This window comes from Clostridium sp. HBUAS56010, from assembly GCF_007115105.1.
Taxonomy (GTDB): Bacteria; Bacillota; Clostridia; order Lachnospirales; family Lachnospiraceae; genus Lacrimispora.
Window position 1 is genome coordinate 497,335 of sequence record NZ_SULJ01000001.1, and the last position, 23,283, is coordinate 520,617.

At 40.9% G+C, this 23,283-nt stretch carries 24 protein-coding genes, 2 pseudogenes and 2 riboswitches; of the genes and pseudogenes, 6 read left to right on the forward strand and 20 right to left on the reverse strand.

From position 1 onward, the window contains the following. Positions 1-4: 4 nt before the first annotated feature. The 5 genes from FAY33_RS02390 to FAY33_RS02410 all read right to left on the reverse strand — a co-directional run bounded on the left by FAY33_RS02390 (position 5) and on the right by FAY33_RS02410 (position 5,208). Entirely contained in the window at positions 5-1,666 is a 1,662-nt protein-coding gene (locus FAY33_RS02390) for a Na/Pi cotransporter family protein (protein ID WP_143319162.1), read from the reverse strand. A 96-nt stretch (positions 1,667-1,762) separates the two neighbouring features. Beyond that, the gene (locus FAY33_RS02395) at positions 1,763-2,755 is read right to left on the reverse strand and encodes a dipeptidase (protein WP_143319163.1); all 993 of its coding nucleotides are present in this window, start codon (positions 2,753-2,755) and stop codon (positions 1,763-1,765) included. A gap of 127 nt (positions 2,756-2,882) precedes the next feature. After that, entirely contained in the window at positions 2,883-3,593 is a 711-nt protein-coding gene (locus tag FAY33_RS02400; protein ID WP_143319164.1) for a GTP pyrophosphokinase family protein, read from the reverse strand. A 27-nt stretch (positions 3,594-3,620) separates the two neighbouring features. Beyond that, positions 3,621-4,460, reverse strand: coding sequence for an Mrp/NBP35 family ATP-binding protein (locus FAY33_RS02405; RefSeq protein WP_143319165.1), 840 nt, complete (start codon positions 4,458-4,460; stop codon positions 3,621-3,623). A gap of 175 nt (positions 4,461-4,635) precedes the next feature. Further along, entirely contained in the window at positions 4,636-5,208 is a 573-nt protein-coding gene (locus FAY33_RS02410) for a folate family ECF transporter S component (RefSeq protein WP_143319166.1), read from the reverse strand. A gap of 62 nt (positions 5,209-5,270) precedes the next feature. Then, a riboswitch (THF riboswitch) is annotated at positions 5,271-5,368 on the reverse strand. A gap of 158 nt (positions 5,369-5,526) precedes the next feature. Here FAY33_RS02410 and FAY33_RS02415 point away from each other — a divergent pair. The 3 genes from FAY33_RS02415 (at position 5,527) to FAY33_RS02425 (ending at position 8,124) form a co-directional block, all read left to right on the forward strand. Next, complete coding sequence (locus FAY33_RS02415) at positions 5,527-5,898, forward strand: CidA/LrgA family protein (RefSeq protein ID WP_143319167.1); 372 nt, start codon at positions 5,527-5,529, stop codon at positions 5,896-5,898. Further along, positions 5,891-6,583, forward strand: coding sequence for an LrgB family protein (locus tag FAY33_RS02420; RefSeq protein ID WP_143319168.1), 693 nt, complete (start codon positions 5,891-5,893; stop codon positions 6,581-6,583). The genes FAY33_RS02415 and FAY33_RS02420 overlap by 8 nt, the downstream gene beginning before the upstream one ends. Positions 6,584-6,810: 227 nt before the next feature. Continuing rightward, positions 6,811-8,124 carry an IS4 family transposase gene (locus tag FAY33_RS02425; protein WP_243126533.1) on the forward strand — a complete coding sequence of 438 codons (1,314 nt, stop codon included), beginning with the start codon at positions 6,811-6,813 and terminating at the stop codon, positions 8,122-8,124. 173 nt (positions 8,125-8,297) lie between these two features. Here FAY33_RS02425 and FAY33_RS02430 read toward each other — a convergent pair whose 3' ends face one another. From FAY33_RS02430 to FAY33_RS02455, 5 genes and pseudogenes are all read right to left on the reverse strand, one after another. Beyond that, positions 8,298-8,579: a hypothetical protein gene (locus FAY33_RS02430; protein WP_143319169.1), complete on the reverse strand. Its 282-nt coding sequence runs from the start codon at positions 8,577-8,579 to the stop codon at positions 8,298-8,300. Positions 8,580-9,143: 564 nt separating this feature from the next. Next, positions 9,144-9,764, reverse strand: coding sequence for a manganese efflux pump (locus tag FAY33_RS02440; RefSeq protein WP_143319171.1), 621 nt, complete (start codon positions 9,762-9,764; stop codon positions 9,144-9,146). 64 nt (positions 9,765-9,828) lie between these two features. Beyond that, on the reverse strand, positions 9,829-10,395 hold the full coding sequence (gene lepB / locus FAY33_RS02445) for a signal peptidase I (RefSeq protein WP_143319172.1): 567 nt from the start codon (positions 10,393-10,395) through the stop codon (positions 9,829-9,831). A 116-nt stretch (positions 10,396-10,511) separates the two neighbouring features. After that, positions 10,512-10,880 (reverse strand): annotated as a pseudogene (locus FAY33_RS02450) (sigma-70 family RNA polymerase sigma factor); the annotation flags it as partial. Continuing rightward, positions 10,876-12,534, reverse strand: a complete 1,659-nt coding sequence (locus FAY33_RS02455; RefSeq protein WP_243126535.1) for a recombinase family protein — start codon at positions 12,532-12,534, stop codon at positions 10,876-10,878. The pseudogene FAY33_RS02450 and the gene FAY33_RS02455, both read right to left, overlap by 5 nt. Before the next feature lie 109 nt (positions 12,535-12,643). Between FAY33_RS02455 and FAY33_RS19245 the strand changes: the two genes are divergently transcribed. Then, positions 12,644-12,814 carry a hypothetical protein gene (locus FAY33_RS19245; RefSeq protein WP_185967463.1) on the forward strand — a complete coding sequence of 57 codons (171 nt, stop codon included), beginning with the start codon at positions 12,644-12,646 and terminating at the stop codon, positions 12,812-12,814. A gap of 30 nt (positions 12,815-12,844) precedes the next feature. Here FAY33_RS19245 and FAY33_RS02460 read toward each other — a convergent pair whose 3' ends face one another. The 7 genes and pseudogenes from FAY33_RS02460 to FAY33_RS02490 form a co-directional block, all read right to left on the reverse strand. Then, positions 12,845-13,351: a cytochrome b5 domain-containing protein gene (locus FAY33_RS02460; protein ID WP_185967464.1), complete on the reverse strand. Its 507-nt coding sequence runs from the start codon at positions 13,349-13,351 to the stop codon at positions 12,845-12,847. A gap of 171 nt (positions 13,352-13,522) precedes the next feature. Further along, positions 13,523-13,798 (reverse strand): annotated as a pseudogene (locus FAY33_RS02465) (sigma-70 family RNA polymerase sigma factor); the annotation flags it as partial. A 164-nt stretch (positions 13,799-13,962) separates the two neighbouring features. Further along, positions 13,963-15,141 carry a phosphoribosylaminoimidazolecarboxamide formyltransferase gene (locus FAY33_RS02470; RefSeq protein WP_143319174.1) on the reverse strand — a complete coding sequence of 393 codons (1,179 nt, stop codon included), beginning with the start codon at positions 15,139-15,141 and terminating at the stop codon, positions 13,963-13,965. Positions 15,142-15,151: 10 nt separating this feature from the next. Further along, complete coding sequence (locus FAY33_RS02475; RefSeq protein ID WP_143319175.1) at positions 15,152-15,862, reverse strand: IMP cyclohydrolase; 711 nt, start codon at positions 15,860-15,862, stop codon at positions 15,152-15,154. Positions 15,863-15,916: 54 nt separating this feature from the next. Further along, positions 15,917-15,999, reverse strand: a riboswitch (ZMP/ZTP riboswitch). Positions 16,000-16,050: 51 nt separating this feature from the next. Beyond that, complete coding sequence (locus tag FAY33_RS02480) at positions 16,051-17,400, reverse strand: ABC transporter permease (protein WP_143319176.1); 1,350 nt, start codon at positions 17,398-17,400, stop codon at positions 16,051-16,053. Next, positions 17,390-19,210, reverse strand: coding sequence for a hypothetical protein (locus tag FAY33_RS02485; RefSeq protein WP_143319177.1), 1,821 nt, complete (start codon positions 19,208-19,210; stop codon positions 17,390-17,392). The genes FAY33_RS02480 and FAY33_RS02485 overlap by 11 nt, the downstream gene beginning before the upstream one ends. Beyond that, on the reverse strand, positions 19,197-19,916 hold the full coding sequence (locus FAY33_RS02490; protein ID WP_143319582.1) for an ABC transporter ATP-binding protein: 720 nt from the start codon (positions 19,914-19,916) through the stop codon (positions 19,197-19,199). Before FAY33_RS02490 ends, FAY33_RS02485 begins: the two co-directional genes overlap by 14 nt. Positions 19,917-20,176: 260 nt before the next feature. On the opposite strand from FAY33_RS02490, the gene pyrB reads away from it, so the two are divergent. Together pyrB and FAY33_RS02500 are read left to right on the forward strand one after the other, a co-directional pair. Continuing rightward, positions 20,177-21,100, forward strand: coding sequence for an aspartate carbamoyltransferase (pyrB, locus tag FAY33_RS02495; RefSeq protein WP_143319178.1), 924 nt, complete (start codon positions 20,177-20,179; stop codon positions 21,098-21,100). Beyond that, positions 21,094-21,519, forward strand: coding sequence for an aspartate carbamoyltransferase regulatory subunit (locus FAY33_RS02500; RefSeq protein ID WP_143319179.1), 426 nt, complete (start codon positions 21,094-21,096; stop codon positions 21,517-21,519). The genes pyrB and FAY33_RS02500 overlap by 7 nt, the downstream gene beginning before the upstream one ends. A 74-nt stretch (positions 21,520-21,593) precedes the next feature. On the opposite strand, the gene FAY33_RS02505 is transcribed toward FAY33_RS02500, so the two are convergent. The 3 genes from FAY33_RS02505 to FAY33_RS02515 all read right to left on the reverse strand — a co-directional run bounded on the left by FAY33_RS02505 (position 21,594) and on the right by FAY33_RS02515 (position 23,264). Next, the gene (locus FAY33_RS02505; protein WP_143319180.1) at positions 21,594-22,109 is read right to left on the reverse strand and encodes a GNAT family N-acetyltransferase; all 516 of its coding nucleotides are present in this window, start codon (positions 22,107-22,109) and stop codon (positions 21,594-21,596) included. A gap of 29 nt (positions 22,110-22,138) precedes the next feature. After that, complete coding sequence (locus FAY33_RS02510; RefSeq protein ID WP_143319181.1) at positions 22,139-22,810, reverse strand: exonuclease domain-containing protein; 672 nt, start codon at positions 22,808-22,810, stop codon at positions 22,139-22,141. A 106-nt stretch (positions 22,811-22,916) separates the two neighbouring features. Continuing rightward, on the reverse strand, positions 22,917-23,264 hold the full coding sequence (locus FAY33_RS02515; protein WP_243126536.1) for a hypothetical protein: 348 nt from the start codon (positions 23,262-23,264) through the stop codon (positions 22,917-22,919). Positions 23,265-23,283: the final 19 nt, after the last annotated feature.

Below are 23,283 nucleotides of genomic sequence, written 5' to 3' on the forward strand. Positions count from 1 at the left end.
TTCTCTACATTTCCTCTCTTACATAACCAGCCACATTATGTGCATGGTCTGAAATACGTTCCAGATTGTTTAAAGCATCTAAGAAAATAACCCCGCTCTCAGGCCGGCAGATCTTTAAAGATAAGCGTTCAATATGACGCTCTCTAAATTCTTCTTCTAAGTTGTCCACAATCTCCTCGCTTCGGACAACTACACGAACTTCTGACATATCTGAGGCTTTCCTGGCATCAATCGCATGTTGAAGCGAGCTTCGGACAGCCAAAAACATTTCCTCCAGCTCCTTGTCCGCCTCCCGGGAAAAAGAAATAGCCCGGCGAGATTTTTCAAGAGCCAGCTCCGAAAGATTCTCACAGTGATCACTGATGCGTTCAAAATCGCTGACCATATAGAAAAGGTTCTTCACAATTAAATGCTGTTCTTCGTTTAATGACTGATTACTGATCTTGATTAAGTAATCCGTGAGTATCTTCTCATATTCATTAATGGCCTGTTCCATCTTTTTGACTTCTGTGGCTTCACTTGCAGCGTTATCCAGTAAAACATGGGCTGTAAAGTCGAAATTCTGAAGCACAGCATATCCCATCTCAACCGCCTCATGGCTGGCACTTTCTATGGCAAATGAAGGTGTTTCAAGAATTCTGCTGTCCAGATGGCGTTTCATCCGTTCTTTTAAATCTGCCGAAGCCAGGTTCGACTGCTTGTCTTCCCTTACAAGTATTCCCGATAATCGAACCAGACAACCTGCAAAGGGGAATAAAAAAATGGTGTTAGAAACATTAAACATGGTATGAAATATGGATATATTCACGCTGGTCACCGGAGAAAGGGCAAAAACAGGATTCATCCGGAATACACCAGTCATGATAACGCCAAAGATCAAAGCTCCTGCCACATTAAAAAGGAGATGGATCATTGCCGCCTGTCTGGCTGTACGATTTGCTCCAAAGCTGGAATGAATGGCGGCAGCACAGGAGCCAATATTCTGCCCCAGATTGATAAATACTGCAGTCTGCCAGTCCACCATCCCATTCAGTGCAAGCACCTGCAGGATGCCTACGGATACAGAGGAACTCTGAAGCAGACCGGTAACCAGAAGTCCGGCAAGAATTCCCAAAAACGGATATCTTCCCATGGCTGAAAATGTATCCAGAAAAAATGGATTTGTTCGGTAATACCCAGAGGAAACGGACATAAACTGAAGCCCAATAAACAAAAGGCCGAATCCCACCATCACCTCCCCGATCTGCTTTCTCTTTTCTTTCTTTGAAAGGAAACCCAAAAGTGCCCCTGCCACAATAAGAACAGAGGAGAACCATTCAGGTTTCAGCATCTCCCCCCACTCATTCATGGACACAATCCAACTGGTAACAGTGGTTCCAACATTGGCACCCATAATAATTCCCACCGCCTGGGAGAGATTTAAGATTCCTGCATTGACAAATCCCACCACCATAACTGTGGTTGCAGAACTGCTTAAAATAATAGCAGTAATTCCTGTACCCATCAGTATTCCCATAACCCGGTTCCCGGTCAGTGCGCCTAAAAACTGCTGCATCTTATGGGCGGCTGATTTTTGAAGCCCATCTGCCATTCTGTCCATTCCATAGAGAAACACTCCAAGTCCTCCTAAGAACTGGATCAGTCGTTCCAAGTCTTCCATCGACATAGTATTCCCCCCGATCTTACTGCATGTCTTGTAAGTACTATATCAAATCTATGTAAAGTATCCTATATCAAAGAGTAAAATCTCTGTAAATTTTTATCATTGTAAAATTTCTTTGTATACACGGAGAACATTTTTATAAAAAACAGCTTCTATTTCACTGTCTGAAAATCCAGCTTTTTTCATGGCCGCTTCCAGCATCGGCAGGTCTTCTGGAGATTTCAGTTCCAAGTCTCCCCCAATTCCATCAAAATCAGAACCAAGTCCGATACACTGGATTCCCCCCACCTGTTTTATATGCCTGATATGAGAGATCATATCTCTGACTCTGCTGATCTCATGCTCTCCTTTTTTCCAATCATAAAGAAAGGCAGCACAATAATTAAGTCCCATGACACCCCCTCGCTCAGAGAGCCGTCTGATCATGTCATCCGTAAGGTTTCTTGGACAGGAGGTAACGGTTCTGGCATTGGAATGGCTGGCTACAAACGGTTTATTCGTATATCGGAATACATCTTCGATTCCTGCATCTGATAAATGGGATACATCTACGATGATTCCTAAATCCTCCATCTCCTTTAAGAATTCGATTCCTTTTTCTGTAAGCCCATGTTCTGTATCCGGCTCAAAAAATCCCACTCCGTTTTCTTCCCATATGCGGTTTGGATGGGCAAGTTCATTCTTATAATTCCAGGTAAGTGTCATCATTCGGACACCCAGTCTGTAAAAGTCTCTTAAGAAAGCAAGTTCTCCCTGACAGACGCCGCCTTCTTCAATCGTCAGCATTGCGGACATCTTTCCTTCCTTCCGGTTTCGTTCGATGTCATCATAAGAAGTAACCACACCAATCAGTTCTTTCTGTTGTTCCATTTCCGTATAAAAAAGATCCACAAGTTTCATGCAATATTCAAATGGCCGTTCATGACTGGATAATTCTGTAAACAGGGCAAAATTCTGAAGATAATAGTCTCCCTTTTTCATCCGCTCCAGATCAATGTGACAATCATTTTTTAAAAGGGAATAGTCTTTTCCCTCTTCTCTTCTATAAAATAACTCTGAAATAGTATCACAGTGCATATCTATCACTTTCATACATTAAACCCTTTCCTGTCTCATGATTTTTGTATACGCAGAAGGAGCAACCCATAATGAGCCACTCCTTTTGTAACTATGCAAATAGTAACGCTGTTATGTTACATTTTAACAAAATATTCTATTGTTATTTTGTAATTGCAATTCCCTGCGCTTCAATCTTCTTTCTGATATTAAGCATCCGTTCGTCCGTATTGGCAATGATATCTGCACATTCCCGCAGTTCTGCACTGATCTCTTCCGAATGATCCTGCATTTCTTTTTTATACTTTAACTGATGATCAAGACTTGCCCAAAAATCCATGGCAATGGTACGGATCTGAACCTCCACCCGCATCCACTTTTTCTGTTCGGAAAAGAAAACAGGAATCTCCACAATCATATGATAGCTGCGGTAACCATTGTTCTTAGGGTTGGAAATATAGTCTTTTATGGCAATGATATGAACATCATCCTGTCTGGTAAGCATCTCTGCAACTGCATAGATGTCATCAACAAAAGAACAGATCACACGGACTCCTGCAACATCATCAAGATGTTCCATCATGGATTCCAGGGAAACCGGATAACCTCTGCGCTGAAGTTTTTCCACAATACTGATAGGTTTTTTCACTCTGGATTTTACCATCTCAATCGGATTTCTGGAATTCCTTACAGACAATTCATCGTTTAAAACTTCTAATTTTGTTTTAAGTTCCCTGATTGCGCAAGTATACATCATCATTGCTTCCTGAAATTGATATGCCTGCTTGATTAAAGGATCCGGAACCTGAACCAGGTTTGGGACATTTACAATGGACTGAATCAATTCACTATTAGGGTTCATGCTTATATTCATCTTTATACCTCGTGTTAAAAAAGATTATTAAGCCTTCTCCGCCGCCACAACAGCAGCATCAAGCCAGGGGGCATCTAAGTACTCAACTGTGCCGCCATCCACTGCAGCGGCGATCTTTGGTTCAATAGGAATCTTGGCAAGAACAGGCAGCTTATGCTCTTTCGCCACCTGATCAATATGGCTTTCTCCAAATACTGCAATTTTCTTTCCGCAGTCCGGACAGTTTAAATAACTCATGTTTTCAACAAGTCCCAAAATAGGAATATTCATCTTCTTTGCCATATTCACTGCTTTTGCAACAATCATAGACACCAGTTCCTGGGGAGATGTTACAATCATAATACCATCAAGGGGCAATGACTGGAACACAGTCAGCGGAACATCACCCGTTCCCGGAGGCATGTCCACAAACATATAATCAATGTCCTGCCATAACGTCTGCTGCCAGAACTGCTTTACTGTTCCTGCAATCACCGGACCTCTCCAGATCACCGGATCTGTCTCATGATCTAATATAAGATTGGCTGACATCACTTCAATTCCTGTTGCCGTTGTTGCCGGAATCATCAAACCATTCTGTGCCATTCCCACGCCTGCATCCGAGAGACCAAATGCTTTTGGAATGGAAGGACCGGTAATATCCGCATCCAAAATGGCTGTTTTATATCCTTTTGCTTTCATGCGGACAGACATCATGGTGGTGACCAGTGATTTACCAACACCGCCTTTTCCGCTTACAATACCAATTACCTTTTTTACTGAACTGTCGGCATGAAGGGGCTCTAAAAAACTCTTTGGTCCTTCCTGTCTGACTGCACAGCTTTCTCCGCAACTATTACAATTATGAGTACAATCTGCATCACTCATGATTCATTCCTCCTAACGAAAACCATATCAACAATTAGAGGGAAGTTACATAAACTTCCATGGCACATCTTAAATTATAGTATGAAAAAAGAATTCTGTCCATGGATTTTATGCAGACTGCTTTAAATTATCTGGCAGAAAAGCCTGTGACTTCAACGAAATCACAGGCTTTTTCTCACTTTGTCTTAACAGTCCAAGGCGTCTGAATCATACGAAATACGCCGATTCCGCCTAATGCTTTAATCACCGTATAAAATACAATGGAATCAATGGGCCACATAACAAGATTTTTCAATGCCCTTGCAGGTAAAAGGATCATAAACCCTTTTCCGTAAAGAATGGATAAACATAACGTGTTCAAGAGCACATTACAGATTATCATAACCACCAGCTTGGAAATCAAAACCCGCTTTAAGGTTATGGTCCTCTTGTAATAGAGGCAGCCATACAGGATTCCTGATAACAGAGTTACCAGTGTCAGTCCCGGGAAAAAAGCTCCGTTAGGCTTCATTAAATATTTCAGCACGTCCAAACTTGCTGAAAAAAGACCGCCTACTACGGGTCCAAAGAGATACGCGATCATCCCATTTGGAATTGATGCAAAGCCCAGCCTGATATAATTGCCAAGATTAATGGAAAACATTCCAAGAATGATTGCAATTGCACCAAACATGGCGGCAGTGGTAATGGTTCTTACATTCTTTAATTCCCTGTAAGAATCGGTGAACAAAGTAACGAATTTTTTCATAAAAAAATACCTCCTTTGCAGACCTCAGACTACAACCGGAGATAATCGTACTTATCTTCTGATGCAGCGGGATGCAACTCGTGTACCGCAAGAAAATCTTTTCGTCCAAATGACAACTCCCTGTTCATCCGGCACTTAACGCACACAAGTCTACTCTGCGACTTTTCTATTTTATTTATAACTTCACCAGTATATCATAGATTCTTAAAAATGCAAATATTTTTTCGGAACTTGCAGAAAATCATTTGACAAGCTGCAAAATTAAGTTTAGGATAAACCATAGCTGAGAATTCGACAAAAAACGCAGGAGGCGTAGCTATGAAATACTTAAGACAATTCAGCATTATTCTTCTTATTTCTTTAATAGGAGAAGTCATCCATTTATTTATCCATCTCCCTATCCCCGCCAGCATTTACGGCTTGCTGATTATGCTGATCGGGTTAATAACAAAACTCATTCCTTTAAATGCGGTGGAAGACGCCAGCATATTTCTGATTGAAATCATGCCCGTCATGTTTATCCCTGCAGCGGTTGGACTTTTAGATTCCTGGGGTATTCTTGGACCTATTTTAGTTCCTTTTATTGTGATTACCCTGTTTTCCACGATTGCGGTCATGGCGCTCACGGGAAAGGTGACACAATTTTTTATCCGGATTGACAAAAAAAGGAAGGAAAAAGACCATGAGTAATACAGTAAACAGTTTTTTATTTTTCGGTGCGGCAATCAGTCTTTTGGGATATGAACTGGGTGTTCAGTTAAAAAGAAAATTTAAATCTCCCATTTTTAACCCATTATTAATCTCCATTCTAGTGGTCATGGGATTATTGTCTCTGTTTAAAATCAAATATGATGTCTACAACCAGAGTGCAAAATACATCAGCTATCTTCTTACACCTGCTACCATCTGCCTGGCGGTTCCTTTATACCGGCAGATTGAACTGCTGAAAAAACATTCTAAAGCGATTATCGCCGGAACACTGACAGGCGTGCTCACTACCATGAGTACCGTGCTTCTTCTGGCACTTATCTTCGGGTTGAATCACCAGGAATATGTTACTTTCCTGCCAAAGTCTATTACAACGGCAATTGCCATGGGTGTCTCTGAAGAAATGAAAGGATTTGTTACCATTACTGTTGCCAGCATTATTATTACGGGCATCCTTGGAAGTATTATTGCAGAAACGGTCTGCCGGATCTTTCGCATAACAGAACCGGTTGCCGTGGGGATTGCCATTGGTTCCGCAGCTCATGCCATTGGAACAACAAAAGCACTGGAAATAGGCGAAATTGAAGGTGCCATGAGCAGTCTGGCGATTGCAACCTCAGGACTTTGTACTGTAATTTTTGCATCTATATTTGCAAATTTTTTATAAATTGTTCTTTATAAGCCTAAAAAAAAGAGGTCACAGACCCAATGTCATTAAGTTAAGATGAATAATTAAGATCTCTATATCAGAAATGGTATGGGGGTCTTTTTTATTTTGTAAAAATACTTGACATTATGATTCAAATGTGCGGCCGCTCTCGCTACTGATTAATTTAATTAGTTGCGAGAGCGGCCCTTGTAATTAAGAAACAGCTTAATTTCGAGGAGGAATACATGATGTCATACTTTATTGAAAACACTACAAAGTTACTTGAAACAGTGGTATCAGAATTAGCAGATAATCCATCACTTTTTCTTAGAAATCCTAATGCTGATTTTTCAAGAAACAGAAAAATTGATTTTAAAACTTTCATTGGAATCACTATGAATTCCGGGGGCTGTACAATGAGCAAGGAATTACTAGACTTCTTTGATTTTAATGTAAATGCACCTACCGTATCTGCTTATTCGCAGCAACGGTCTAAGGTTTTACCCGAAGCATTTGAATTTATATTTCATGAATTCAATTTGAAAAATCAAAGTAAAAATAAGAAGCTCCTCGCCGGCTATCAACTGCTGGCCTGCGATGGGAGTAATCTAAGCATTGCCTCAAATTCAAAAGACGCTGAGACTGCATGGAAACATAATCAACTCGGCGGTATTACAAATCACCTTCACCTAAATGCCTTTTATGATGTTTTAAACCGAGTTTACACAGATGCAATTGTTCAAACAGCGTCAGAATATCATGAACAGAGAGCCTGCATCCGAATGCTGGAACGGTCTGCAGAAGAACAAGTGATACTTGTTGCAGATAGAGGGTATGAAAATGATAACATCATAGCTCATGCAATAAACAAAGGATGGAACTTTGTGATTAGAATGAAAGATATAAAAAGTAATGGGATTGCATCTGGCTTAAATCTACCCAGCAATAATTCTTTCGATACGGATATCGATATGACACTTACAAGGAGACAAGCTAAAGCTAAAAAACAAGCTGGATATAAATTTATGCCCACTGTTCAAACCTTTGATTATCTTCCGATTGGAAGTTCTGAGGACTATCCATTGTCATTTAGAATTGTAAGATTTAAAATTTCAGAAGATTCTTATGAATTGGTCATTACAAATCTTGATAGATTTCGATTTCCACCCAACAAACTGAAAGAAATTTATCAGTTACGATGGGGAATTGAAACATCTTTTAGAGAACTAAAATATGCGATTGGATTGACAAGTTTTCATTCTAAAAAAGTAGATTATATCAAACAAGAAATATTTGCTCGATTAACACTTTATAACTTTTGCGAATTAATTACATCTTATGTAGTGGAGCAGCGTAATATATCTGGCAAAACAAAACAGGTGAACTTTACCATTGCCATTTACATTTGCAGAGAATATCTGAGAAGGAAACGCCAATTAAGTCCACCTGATGTGATTAAGCTCATAGAAAAACATACATTACCAGTAAGACCTGGACGGCGAGACCCTCGGAAAGTCAAAGCCCAAGCTTCCGTCAGTTTTCTATATAGAGTAGCATAACCAACAATGATTATATATGTTTTTTGGCAGATGAGCAATCTGTCTTTTTGTAATACAATAAAAAAGAGATTTTGCAATCTGATGATAATATATCATCTAAACAAAATCTCTTTTCAATGTCTGTCATCAAAATAATACATTAACTTAATGACATTGGTCACAGACCTCTTTTTTTAATAAGCTCCAAACCTTGAAGCAAGCGTTGCAAACGCTACAAAATATAAAATAGTACATACTACGGATAAGATAACAGAAACAATCAGATATGCTCTGCTTAAATTTTTTCGGTTCTCATTTCCATCAGCAAATGACCACACCAATGCCATGATAAAGTTAATACATGGGATTGAAAATACAATCAAAGTGATTACAAACTGTCCCATAGATAATACACTTTTGTTTGGATCTGTTGATACAGAATTCTGGGTATAACTTACATTGTTCTCGTTTTCCATACTAATCCTCCTTGGTAAAATGTTCCTTTTATTAACTTCAACAGTATACCATAGATATTCCTGATTGGATAGTTCAATTTTATTATTTCTACAATCCTCTTCCCTGTAGCATGTTTAAAAGACGAAACATTAGGCTTTTTTCATAAAAAACATAAGGTTCCCGGTAAGGGAAATATAACTTCATCCTTATTATATAGACAATCAGAGAAAATACAACACTGGAAACCAGTAATATTGCTGCAAGCTTTTTATTTCCTCGTTTAAAATATCCAATACGGATTTCATTGAGGATACATAAAAAAAGAAAGGGTGCCGATGGGTTAAAATAAATGGAACCAGACAGATCACCTTTTGCAAGACGTAAGATTGATCTGGTTCCTCCACAGCCCGGACAGGGAATTCCAAACAGTCCCCGAAAAGCACATACACCGCCTGTAAATATATACAGTACAGTACAATAAACGCAAAAAAGAAATAGTAAGAATAAGCTGACCTTCGTTTCTTTTGTAATTTTCATAATTATATACCGGAATATTCCGCATTCCTTCCTTTGTTTTCAATCATTTATAACTTCCCAAAAGCCAGAAACAAAAATAATATTCCGCTTACCCAGGACAAATCCCAATTTTTTCTTGCTGCAAGCTCATGTCCCAGAAACAGTCCGACATACATGACACAGATTCCCATTAGGAGGGATATAAGAGAGGTCAGACCTGGGGGCATCAATAAAAATCCCGATAAACCGCCAGCTACCAGACTGTCAATGGACATGGCAAAAGAAAACATCACGGTCTCCTTCCACGACAAAGATTTGGATTCATCCCAGTCTGCTGCCATCGGATTGCCATAAATATTAATAATAATACTAAGACCGGAAATCGAGAATGTCAGATCTTTGCGCACATTCACATGTTTATTAATATATTTTTTTATTGAATAATCCAGAAGTTTTATGATACCAAGAAAAAACAGGCACGCAAACCCCAGCCCCTTTGCAAAAGCTTCCGGCACAAGTTCACTCATAAAACTGCCAAACAGCAGGGCTGCACCCAGACAGCCGCTGCAGATAAGGTTTACTGCAATAACCTTCGCCGGTGAGATCCGCAGCCGGTTTGCCCCATAAGCAATGCTTGCAACAAAACTGTCCGTAGAAAGTGCAAGAACCAGAATCAATATATCACGCATATGCCACTGAACTTACCTTTTTCTTTTAATATATTCACTTCTGCCTTGTTTGGGACCCAAAAAACTACCGAATCATCTTAATCCCGGGATAATACCGGACAAGCACCTTGGCAAGAATCTTATTCTTCGGCACATATGGATCAGGCCAGTATCTGGCATCTGCGGAATTATTCCGGTTATCTCCCAGCATGAGATAAGACCCTTTTGGTACTTCAAAATGATAATCTTCCGTTTCCATATATTCTGACAGATATGGCTCCTCAAGCGGTTTTTCGGACTGATTGATGTATATTTTATTATTCCGGATATCCACAGTCTCTCCCGGAAGGCCCACAATTCTCTTCACCAGATGGATCTTCTTGGAAGCTGGCCCTGTTGCATGATCGAATATAACAATATCACCTCTTTTGGGATCTTGTCCAAAGGTGTATGCCAGCCGGTATCCAAATACACGGTCTCCGGTCATTATGGTTGTTTCCATGGAACCAGAGGGCACTCTGCTGTTGGCAATGATAAACGTATTGATACAAAATGCTATGACAGAAGCCATAACAATGATTTTAATCCATTCAAAAAGTTCTTTTTTCCAGTTAAGGGGTTTCTTTTCCTGGTCATTCTTAATCTCATCCATCTTACACTTGTCCTTTTCCTGATTATTTCCTTTATTGTACCAAATATAAAATTATGGTTCAAGCTTAATTTGGTACAGGGAAAAAGCAGGGATTAAAAGTATCCCTGCTTTGCAGCCTACACTCCATACTTTTTCAGTTCTGATCGCAGCCGTTCCAGCGCCTTTTTTTCAAGCCTGGAAACATATGATCTGGAGATTCCCATTAATTCAGCAATTTCCCTCTGGGTATATTCTTTTCCGCCCAAAAGACCATAACGCATACCAATAATGGTCTTCTCATTGTCTTTGAGACAATTGTCAAAGGCCTGGTACAGTTCTTTAATATCCTGCTTTAAAATAATGGTTTCCAGAGCTTCTTTATTTTCCATTTCAATTACATCAACAAGGCTTACAGTTTCTCCATCCTTGTCTACGCCGATGGGTTCAAACAAAGAAACTTCTTTTGAATATTTTTTATTTGCACGGAGAAGCATTAGGATTTCATTTGCTATGATCTCCTGACGGCTCTTCCGCTCCAAAAAAATATAGATGGACATTTTCCCCATCCCAGACTGCTTTTTTTACCAGGCTGCGGATTGCCATACGTTTTTGCTCTACATCCATAATATCCACCATACTCTTAAAAGAAGAAAGGATTTCTTTTAAAAGTTTTTCCTGACCAGAAGGCAGTATTTCTTCCGATACGGTTGTTTCCATCTGAATGATACTCTTTTGATATTTCTCTTTTCTTTTATGAAGCAGCTCTATCTGTTTTACAATGTAATCCTCTGCAGCAGTTCCCTCTGCCCTTTTTAAGGCTGATACCAGACCTGATATTTCCTCTTCTACAGATATTTTTTCTTCCTTTAATTGAATTACATTCATCTCAAGCGATTCCTTGTCCTCTTGAAGCGTCTTTCTGCCTTGATTTAGCTGCTGTAAAAACTGTTCTTCATCTTCCGGTATCTTCTTGATTTCCTGTACCACCAGTTCATCCAAAGCATTTCCTCTGGCATTTTTCATATTACAGCACTGCATACGGCTTTTTTCCTTCATGGAGCACAAGTAAGAATAGGTCTGCTCCCCATTGGAATTCTTTCGACCTGATAACTTGGGACGCATATAACTGCCGCAGGCACTGCAGAATAACATTCCTGACATAAGAGCCACATTGCTGCGGGGCTTTTTATAGTTCTTTGATTTATTCCTCTCCAGCATCTTCTGAACCTGAACCCAGGTAACGCCTCTGATGATCCCTTCATGTTTTCCAACTGCTACAATCCATTCCTCCATCTCCCTCATCTCATGAGTCTTTCCAGGCTTTTGAATGGTTCTGTTATATGCAATCACTCCATAGCTGCCATCAAATTGTTCCTTCTCCCCAAATAAATCCACCTTTTTTTCTTTTAGATAGGCGTATGCCTGCGGATCGGCTATCATATAAACAGGATTAGTCAGAATTCCTTTTATAGCAAATCGGCTGAATTGCCGGTTGTATTTTGTCTTATATCCATTCTGGATTAAATATGTTTCCGTTCTGGTTAAAGACCCAGTCTCCAAAAATTTTTCAAAAATCAGCCTTACCAGGGCGGCTTCTTTGGGTAACAGCTTTAATTGATACATTTTTTTTGATTTACCCTCAATTGTGATGGACGAAACACTTTCTGATTCATAACCTGTAGGCGTATTTCCTCCCAGCCATCTTCCGCTTTTTGAGAGTTCCAGCATATTATCCCGAATTCGTTCCGCAATGGTTTCTCGCTCTAACTGGGAAAAAACAGAGGCAATATACATCATAGCCCTTCCCATAGGCGATGCCGTATCAAACTGCTCCTTAATAGAAATAAAAGAAATATGAAGATCATTGAGTTCTTCAATCAGACTGGCAAAATCTCCGATATTACGGCTTATCCTGTCCAGGCGATAGCAAACGATAGCAGTAAACTTCTTCTTTTCTGCCTCTTTCATCATCATCTTAAACTGGGGCCGTTCCAGATTGCCGCCGGAAAACCCTTCATCCTCATAAATATAAGCACTTTTGGCACAGGCACTTCCATAGTGTACTGAAATATACTGTCTGCATAATTCTATCTGATTTCCAATGCTTTCTCCCTTTCCGGTAAATTTAGACTTTCTTGAGTAGATTGCAAACTGATCCATATCTCCCCTCCCGCTGTCAGATAATCCTTTCGGGCAAACTCCTTTTCTCCACATACCGGACACGCCAGACAACATACATTGTATTAATTACATTTAGAAAGTATCTATCATGAACATGATCCCATATCATCCAAAAAACAAGGAAGATCAGAAAGAATTAGAAAAAAAAGCAGCCATCCTGCATAGCCAGGCTGTCTTACAATATGTAAAACAACTCTCCTGTCCCACCAGTCAGAAACAGGATCTCATTCATGCGGTTACCGGTCATACCCGTTCTTGAGACGGGTGTGACCGGACGAGTTCTAATCTGTTACTCCGTTTCTGCTGCCAGTGTTCCCACTACCGGAAGTACGCTTAACACCATTGCACCCGGGTGGCACATGGCAAATTCATTGCTCAAATCCCTTCCTGCACTCAGTCCGAAGAAATGATTCCCTCCTGCCCATAGAGGATTATCCGTTACATTATAAACCACTCCATTGACCGCCACATAGGCAGGTGCACCATTTTGTCCATTGTACTGCGCAAGCTCTTCCAATGTAAAAACCCTGGTTTCTGGTTCCGGTTCCGGAATCAGGGGTTCTTCTGGCTCCGGCTGTTCTGGCTCTTCCGACGGCAACTCAGGTTCTCCCACTTCCACAGCCGCCTGATTAATCTGACTAAAGTACTGGATATGATTTTCCAGCATAATGACTTCACTGCTTATATGATCCAATACGTCATTATTGTTATACAGATTTGATCGGATTTTTTCCACATCAGAGTTGATCATCCTTAAGCTGTTGCCTACATAGTTCAAAAATAGTTCCAATTCCATATCAATACCTCCATAAAATACAGAGCTCTGTCATCTTTGTCCTTATTTCTCTGCTGATACTGCTATATATATGAAAAACAGACCTGATTATTCTATAAATGAAACCATCTTATCCACAAATATAAAAAAGCAGAGTAGCAATTGAGACAATGAAACCATGAGCCGCTGTGACAGGATAGCATTTTCCACACATTTGGCTGCATATGTGGCTAACCTGGAGCCTCTGTCTGGATGGAAGGTATTAACGGCTTTAATCAGTCCGATGGTTCCCACAGAGAGAAGATCTTCCATATCATAATCTGTATTTTGATATTTTTTTGCTACATGGGCAACCAGACGCATATTGCGCTCGATGAGTGTGGCTCTTGCCTCCTGATCCCCTTCCTGGTATCGTTCCAGACACTCTCGTTCCTCTCGCGCAGTTAAAGGTTTGGGAAAAGTTTTCACAGAAAGCCACCTTAAACTTACTTACTCTCATTTTATGCTCTCCTGCCCATGAAAGTGCTTTTACAATAAATATTGGCTGGTACTTCTTTTTTCTCCTTCAAAAACACAAAAAAACAACCAGACAGGAGGCAAAAAACAATGGAAAAGCCTGTCTGGTTGTTTTATTAATGGTGGAACAGCCGGATTCCGGTAAATGCCATAGCCATACCATATTTATTACAGGTTTCAATTACCTGGTCGTCACGGACAGAACCGCCAGGCTGTGCTATATAAGTTACCCCACTTTTATTTGCTCTGTCAATATTATCGCCAAAGGGGAAAAATGCGTCAGAGCCTAAAGAAACGCCGGTAAGCTGGTCCAGCCACGCCCGCTTCTCTTCTTTTGTGAATACAGGGGGCTTTATCTGAAAGATTTGCTCCCATCTTCCATCTGCCAGAACATCCATATATTCTTCTCCAATGTAAACATCAATGGCATTATCCCTGTCCGCTCTTTTAATTCCCTCCACAAAGGGAAGGTCAAGAACCTTGGGTGCCTGGCGAAGAAACCAGTTATCTGCTTTGCTGCCCGCAAGTCTTGTGCAGTGAACTCTCGACTGCTGTCCTGCTCCGATTCCGATTGCCTGTCCGTCTTTGACATAGCAGACAGAGTTGGACTGGGTGTATTTTAAAGTAATCAGTGAAATAATCAAATCTCTTTTGGCATCGTCCGGAATATTGTGATTGTCCGTAACAATTTCCTTTAAAAGCTCTTCATTGATCTTTAACTCATTCCTTCCCTGTTCAAATACAATCCCATAGACCTGCTTTCTCTCCAGAGATTCCGGTACATAAGACGGATCAATCTCAATTACATTATAATTCCCGTTTTTCTTCGCCTTTAATATCTCAAGAGCTTTCGGTTCAAATCCAGGGGCAATCACGCCATCAGAAACTTCTCTCTTAATCAGCTTTGCAGTATCCACATCACAAATGTCAGACAGGGCAATAAAATCTCCAAAAGAAGACATACGATCCGCTCCCCTTGCTCTGGCATAAGCGCTTGCAAGAGGCGTAAGCTCTTCCATATCCTGGACCCAGTAAATGTTCTTCAACACGGAATTGAGGGGAATTCCTACTGCCGCTCCTGCAGGGGAAACATGTTTAAAGGAAGTTGCTGCAGGTAGCACAGTGGCTTCTTTTAGCTCTTTTACAAGCTGCCAGCCGTTAAATGCATCCAAAAAGTTAATATATCCAGGACGTCCGCTTAATACTTTAATCGGAAGCTCAGCTCCCTCCTGCATATAGATTCGGGACGGTTTCTGATTGGGGTTACAGCCATATTTTAATTCTAATTGGTTCATTCTCATTCTCCTATTGATTCTTGTTTACGATCCTGGTTTCATAGGAACGGGTCTTTATATCCATGTATCTCACAAACAGGGATACTTTATTCTCTTCATTTAAGCTTTCCCATATCATTTTAGTAAATGTATCAATATCATCATCCATACCCACCAGCCTGGGTTCCCCCTCAAAACTTTTTAGGGGATTTCCATCATGTAAGTAGGTGTGAATGAAATGTCCCTCTCCTGCTGCTGGATTCTCATAAGTAAAGGTATAGCGATTGCATGAATCAGGATTTCCATGATTGCTTTTAAGGATAGACATGGCATAATAAAAACCGCCATCTACATGAAGCAGTCCAGATATACGGGGGGTGTAATTAGGGCAATCCGGCTCAAACCGTCTGGAACGAAGAGACTGCTCAAAGGTAAGTCCTTTCGTTAATCCCTCGTAAACCGTATCCGTCTGATCTCCATTGGTTACAATGGTTTCATTCCCCAATACCCGTACCGGTGCATAAATAATAAGACTTGGGTCAGTGAGCCTGGCAGGATCAAACGCCTGGGTGCGGATTCCTTCCCCATCTTCCACAAATACACGGTTCCTGCTGTTCTCACTTCTACCCATAATAAAATACGCAGACACAGCCTTTGTTCCATCCGGTGTTCTTCCAATCACAATTCCTCTTCCCGGATAACAATTGTTTTTTAAGTCGTCTTTTAAAGAAATCAAATTCATATAATTTGGTCCTCCTTCATCGCTTGCACGCAAAAAACCGCCTGGGCATCCCAATAGCGGTGCCCAGGCGGTCGGCTTTAAAATGTATCGTGCTCCCCGTGGTTATCTCCACTTATCCGCCAGTCGCACGACCTTGTTAAACATCATATCGTATCCTTATATAAAATGCAAGTATTTTTTGCACTTTCCTAATCGTTGCGTATTGCTGCCAGCGGACTTAGCTTCATGGCTCTCAGTGCAGGGAAAAAGCCTGCTGCCATTCCAACCACAACAGCAAATCCAATTGCCATCATAGTCAGCCAGAGAGGAATTCTCGATAATCCTCCTGCAAGATCGGTCATATGACCGGAGACAAATTTATTAATAATAAAGGAAACACTGTAACTGAATATAATTCCGGTCACGCCTCCCATAAAACCAATAAAGCCTGACTCCAGAAGAAACATATTTCTGATATTGTTCATATCACATCCCAGAACCTTTAAAATACCAATCTCTTTTGTTCTCTCATAGATGGACATCATCATGGTATTGGCAATTCCAATCGCTGCGACAAAAAGAGAGACTGCTCCAATTCCGCCTAAAAGCGCCTGGACCATCTTTGCCTGCTTCTGGGACTGTTCCAGCCATTCCATATTACTATTTGCCTGAAATCCCATATCAGTAATGATTTTTTGTACCTCTGTCACATGGCTCATATCATCTACCTGGACAACTGCCTGATTATAAATAAAATAATTATAAGGCTTTCCTTTTTTTGTTGTGGGCTGGTTAGGAATTGGCTTTTTCTTAAAAACCTGCTTTAACTGGGTTTTTAATGCGTCAATATCCGTATACACATCATAGCTGTAAGTGTTATAATCTTCCTCACCACCTTCTACCAGACCACTGGCTGGAAGCAGGTATTTCTTTGGTGGTTTTACCGGGTTTTTTTCATCGGAAGCTCCCCCGCTCTGGGACTGATAATATGCGTCCATATCAAAAATAACAAAAAGAGGACGATTCATGAAATCAATATCCGGAATGCTGGAAGGATCATCATAATAATTCTTATTGCTTTTCGGATTGGAAAATCTTCTTGCAACCATATTGCCAATAACCAACTGAACTTCTTTTTTGCCTGCCTCTGGTAGTTTCCCCTCTTTCAGCGGAATGTTTTTCAAGTATTCCTGGGTAACTCCTATCAGGGTTATATTGGCCTGATAAGCACCTTGTTTGATCAGGATATCCGACTCAAGCAGCGGTGATACAGAGGTGACATATTGAATTCCTTCAAACTGTTTTATCACATCATCGGTCATGTAGTCCGGATCTTTTCCTCCATCTGCCTGACCACCATTGGAATAAATAGATATCTCTGTCAGACTTCCGGAAGAAGCAATCTGTTCCATGGTAAGCTGATTAAAACCAATTCCCAAAGATACCATAACCACAATGGAAGCAGTCCCGATCAAAACACCCAGTACGGTTAAAAACGTTCTCAGTTTTCTGCGCCTTAGATTGTTGACACTCATGGTCAGCAAATCGCTAAATCTCATCCTCTACGCCCTCTTCTGCTTCTGCCTTTTTCATTTTACGCTTCTTAAGAATAATCACTGCACCGGTAAGTCCTGCCGCCAGAATCACAATTACAGCACCAATAATAATTCTTCTGTATCTGGCAATTCCCTGTGGAGCTGCATCTGCCGGAGACACTCCAATATCTTCCATACCGGTATCAATGTCCGACGCTTCCGTGACTGTAAGCGTAATTTCTTTTTCAATGGGATCACTGACCACACCATTTTCATCTTCATAGGTAATTAAAACCTTAATCTTTCCATCGTCTGCAGTGGCTGCGGAGCCAGTGACCATGGCATCTACGTTGCCAGTCTCGCCTGGCTTTATATTTCCAACATAAGTGCTGGTCTGCTGAATGGTATCGCCTACAAAATTAACCATAACATTATAAAGAAGAACCTTACCTGTATTATTAATAGGGAACATCACATTTGTTTCTGATCCTACACTGATGCTGTCTGGCATAATATCAATAGTACCGGTATTAAGGCGTGCTTCCTGCCTGACAGGAATGTTTACAGAAACCTTCTCTTCTGCATTCTTAAATTCAGGGCTGTCGTACTTCTCATTGATGGTGAGGCTATAGGTCCGTTGGTCAACCCAGGCTCCTGCACGCATCTTCACCTTAACATCCGTAGTCTGACCTGCCCCCAGAGAATTTACCACAATGGCCGAAGAGCTGGAATCCGTGGTGAATACAGCACTGTCTGAAACCTTTTCTGATTCCAGACTAAAAAGAATATTGCTGGCAGCCACATTCTCAGAAGCATTTTTCATATACAGCGTCAGTTCAAATTCATCACCTGCGTAGACAGTCTCCGGATTGGTCTTAAATCCATCTACAATCAGCCTCGCTTTTGTTCTGTCGTTGGCATTGAATTCTTTTGTATCTTCTTCCTTTTCTTTATTCTGTATCTTGACATAGAAAGTCCCCTGTGCCTTCTGAACATCTCCTTCTGTACTGTCCCGGTATTCAATGGTAAAGGCAATGGGATAATATCCGCTGTATACTTCCTTCCGGATGCTTAAGCTGTAAGGCACTGCCACAGTCTCTCCGCCGCCAATCCGGTCATAGTGCTTTGTATAATTCCCATCATTGATATCAAAAGGGAATTTGGTGCTGTCCTGATCAAGAGTCATGCGGATGTTTACATCAAATGCTGTAAGCTCTGAGGAGTTCCTTACATTCATGTTGTAATCCATGACACTGGGATAGGTTCCAAAAGGAGTGCTCTGGTTCTCTCCCAGTTCAAACTGAATGGTTCCGTCCGTACTTCCTGATGCAGTGGTGCCTGAGGATTTGGTGATCCAGATATTAACTCTTTCCCGTCTGAACTCATCGCCGCCGGTTTTAATTAAAAGGGGAACGGTATAATATCCCTCGGAGAGATCCCGCCTCACCCTTGCCGTAAGGGAAAACGTCTTGGAACTGTCCTGTTTTACGGTTCCTAAGATTTTAGCATCAAAGGTGCTGGAACTGATCTCAAAAGGAAACATGGAGCCATTGCTGACTGCGGTCTCTTCAGCAGCATCGGATGTTGCTTCAAATTCATCTCTCGCAACGCCTTTATCGAACATGACTGCAACACCTTTTAAATCATACCCTGCTTTATTGGTAAAAATAAGATTCAGGGTTGTCTTCTCCCCTGTTTTTCCAGATAACGTTTTTCTGGCATCAATATATGTATTCTGGCTCACATCGTACTGGGCAAATGCAGAACCGGGAACGGCTGAAATAATCATGACCAACGTAAGCAGCCACAAAACACCCTTTCTAACTTTGTTCATTTTTATTGTCCTCCTTTGTGTCTTCATGATGCTGCTCCTCAATCTTAAATATTTTTCCGTCTACGATATGGAATTGTCTGTCTGCAAATTTTGCAATATAGTTATCATGAGTAACCATGACCAGGGTCTGATTCTGTTCCCTGACAATCTTCTGCATGAGATTCAGTATTTCTTTTGTAGTCTTGGAATCCAGATTGCCGGTGGGCTCATCCGCAAATATAATCTTTGGATCGGCAGCAAGCGCCCTGGCAATTCCCACTCTCTGCTGCTGGCCTCCAGACATCTCATTTGCCATATGCTTCATTTGCTTTTCAAGTCCTACAAGCTTTATATATTCTCTGGCCTTTTCGTTCCTGGTTTTTCTTGGAACCCCACGGAAGGAAAGAGGCATTGCCACATTCTCTTCTGCATTTAACGTCTTAATCAAGTTATAGGACTGGAAGATAAAGCCTACATGCTTTCTGCGAAAAGCAACCAGTTGGTTCTCTGTCAGTTTTTCTATGTGATGACCGCCTATGACGATCTCTCCCTTTGAAGGTTTTTCAAGACCTGCCATCATATTAAGGAGCGTGGATTTACCGGAGCCGGAAGGACCGACTATCGCACAGAATTCTCCTTTATATATGGTAAAGTCCACACCGTTTAGCGCATAGACTTTGGTATCTCCAACTTTGTACACCTTAAAAAGATTTTTTACTTCAATCATCGGTGTCTTTTTTTCCGCCAATACAGTTACCTCCTAACATTCTTTTGCACTCACATTATACAACATGCTTTCGCTGTTGGTCATAGGTTATTTTCTTAATCTTCCTTACATCTTCCTTACAGCACCAAAGGAAAAAATTGGTTTTTTCCTTTTAAAAAGGATTATAGCATAATTTTAAAAAAAGTGTGGAAATATTCCAGTGAATACTATATAATGGGATAGAATTTGAAATCATAACTCAGTGGATAAAGGAGATTCTTATGAGACATTTACTTAACCCGTTAGACTTTAGCGCGGAAGAAACCGGGAAGCTTTTAGATCTGGCAAAAGATATTGAAAATAATCTTCCCAAATATTCCCATGTATGTGATGGAAAAAAATTAGCGACTTTATTCTATGAGCCAAGTACAAGAACCCGTTTAAGTTTCGAAGCAGCAATGCTGAATCTGGGGGGTAGTGTACTGGGCTTTTCTTCTGCTGATTCCAGTTCTGCCGCAAAAGGGGAAAGTGTTTCCGATACCATCCGGATTATCTCCTGCTACGCAGACATCTGTGCCATGAGACATCCCAAAGAAGGTGCTCCTTTAGTAGCCGCCAGACATTCTGGTATTCCGGTCATCAATGCCGGAGACGGCGGACACCAACACCCCACCCAGACACTTACTGATCTGCTCTCTATCCGTTCTTTAAAAGGCCGTTTAAATGATTTAACCATTGGATTATGCGGTGATCTTAAATTCGGGCGCACCGTTCATTCTCTCATCAACGCACTGGTTCGCTACGAAAACATTAAATTCGTCTTAATCTCCCCTCCTGAACTGCGTATTCCGGAATATATCCGGGAAGATGTATTACAGGCCAATCATATTGAATTTGTTGAAATGGACAGTCTTGACGATGCCATGCCGGATTTAGATATCCTTTATATGACCAGAGTTCAAAAGGAACGTTTCTTCAATGAAGAAGATTATATCCGTTTAAAAGACTGCTACATTCTGGACACGAAGAAGATGAAACTGGCGAAAGAAGATATGTATATTCTTCACCCTCTCCCAAGGGTTAATGAAATATCTGTAGAAATCGACGAAGATCCAAGAGCCGCTTACTTTAAGCAGGCGCAGTATGGGGTTTATGTGCGAATGGCTCTGATCATGACATTACTGGAGGTAGAAAAATCATGTTAAATATAAGCGGATTAAAAGAAGGGATTGTATTAGATCATATTGAAGCCGGAAAAAGTCTGGATATCTATTATAATCTGGGACTGGACAAGCTGGACTGTCAGGTGGCAATTATAAAAAATGCCCGGAGCAACAAAATGGGAAAAAAAGACATCATAAAGATCGAAGGTGGATTAAACCACATTGATTTAGATATTCTGGGCTATATTGATCATAACATTACGGTTAATATTATCCGGGATAACGAAATTGTTGAAAAAAAGGCGCTTAGCCTTCCTCAAAAAATCACCAATGTTATTCCCTGTAAAAATCCACGCTGTATTACCTCCATCGAACAGGGGCTGCCCCAGATCTTTTATCTGTCCGATGAAAAAAAGGAAACTTACCGCTGCATGTACTGCGAGGAAAAATATACAAAATAGCAGAAAACCCGGTGAAGCTGATCTTATGTCAGCCTGTGCACCGGGTTTTGAATTTCAGAGTTAAACTGCTTTTCTTATATTCTTTTCAATAGGATATCCCTGAGAAATCCCCCATATTTTTCTTTTGTTGCCATTACTTCATACCCCTGACGAATCGCATTGTTTTTGCTGAACTGGTTATCCGGATGAATGGTACACATCAGATACTGGTATCCTCTTCGTTTTAACTCTTCTTCTCCCTCCAGCATCAGCCTGTACTGCAAACCATGTCCACGGTACTCCGGAAGAATGGCAACCGATTCCATATGGGCAACTTTGGGAAGCTCTTCTTCTGAAATCCCTATATCCTTCCCCATATTTTCTTCTCCTGCCCCGGGAAAAGCAACGAAAAGCACTCCTGCCAGTGCTCCCGATTCCTCTTCCACCGCCTGATATCCCAAGCCATTCCCTTCCTCTAACAGAAGCCGTAGATTCTCAGGATCATCGGCAACAAACCAGTCTTTATTGTTGATTTCCAGCCACACAGACTGAATCACATCAGCCATTGCCTTATAGTTATGTATATCTGCTCTTTTCATTACAAAATTCATTCACAAACCTTTCTCTCTAAAACGAACAGCTACGCATTTTTAGTAAACCGGCAACTGGGGTAATTGGTACAGCCATAAAAATCCCCAAATCTTCCGCTTCGTTTTCTAAGTTCCGATCCGCATTGAGGACAGATTTCTGCAGCCTTTTTCTCTCTGGGAAGCTTTCCCATCCGCTCAAAGCATTGCTGATTCATTGCACAATCATTCAACGCCCTGTGAGCACCCTGCGTATCAATATGAAAATAAGCAGAAATATCAACAAGCCGGTGACGTCTGAGCTGGGGCAGACACTCTCTTGCCATAAAAAGTGTATCCACATAATCGTTGACCACTTCTTTCTCCAACAACTCTTTTGCAGCTTTATAAATAAATGGGAGATCAAAAGACTGAATATTATGTCCTACTAAAACCTCTCCTTCAATAAAAGAAAGGAAGTCCGGAAGCACTTCGTGAAGCATGGGTGCAGAACGGACCATATCATCGGTAATTCCATTGACATTAGTGGCTCCCGCCGGAATATGAGTCCCGGGATTCACAAGAGAGGTGAATTCTTCCACCGGCTTTTGTCCCTTTACCTTGATTGCTGAAATTTCAATAATGGTATCTTCCTGAACACTGATTCCTGTTGTCTCCAAATCAAAAACAACATAATCTGTTACATATTCATTCAAACGCCTGCCTGTTATCTGTCTGACAGCCATAGTCTCCTCCGATCTGTATAATAGATATTGTTATGGATTATAACGCCTCTATTATACCGTCAGAAGAGGAATCCTTCAAGCTTCCCTGGAAAATTCTTTCTTTTTCTTATCCTTTTACCGCTCCCGCCATCATTCCCTCTACAAAATATTTCTGAAATGCCACAAACAGAAGAAAGATAGGAATAACAGAAAAAACAGATCCCACAATCAGAAGGCGAAAGATGGTTCCTGCTACCACAACCGAAGTCAGTGCCGGTATAAAATAAACAGATTTAAAGAAGTCTGTTCTTTTCATCAGTTTACTGTTGAGCAGTGTTGCAAATAACATGGGAAAGGGAATTAACAAAGCAAGGGTTCCCAACATATACTTAAAGCTGTTCCATAATGCTTTTACAAAGATCTTATCCGACAGCAGTCGGGCATAATTATCAAATCCCACCCACTTTTCTTTCAAAACATCCTGAAAGCTCAAT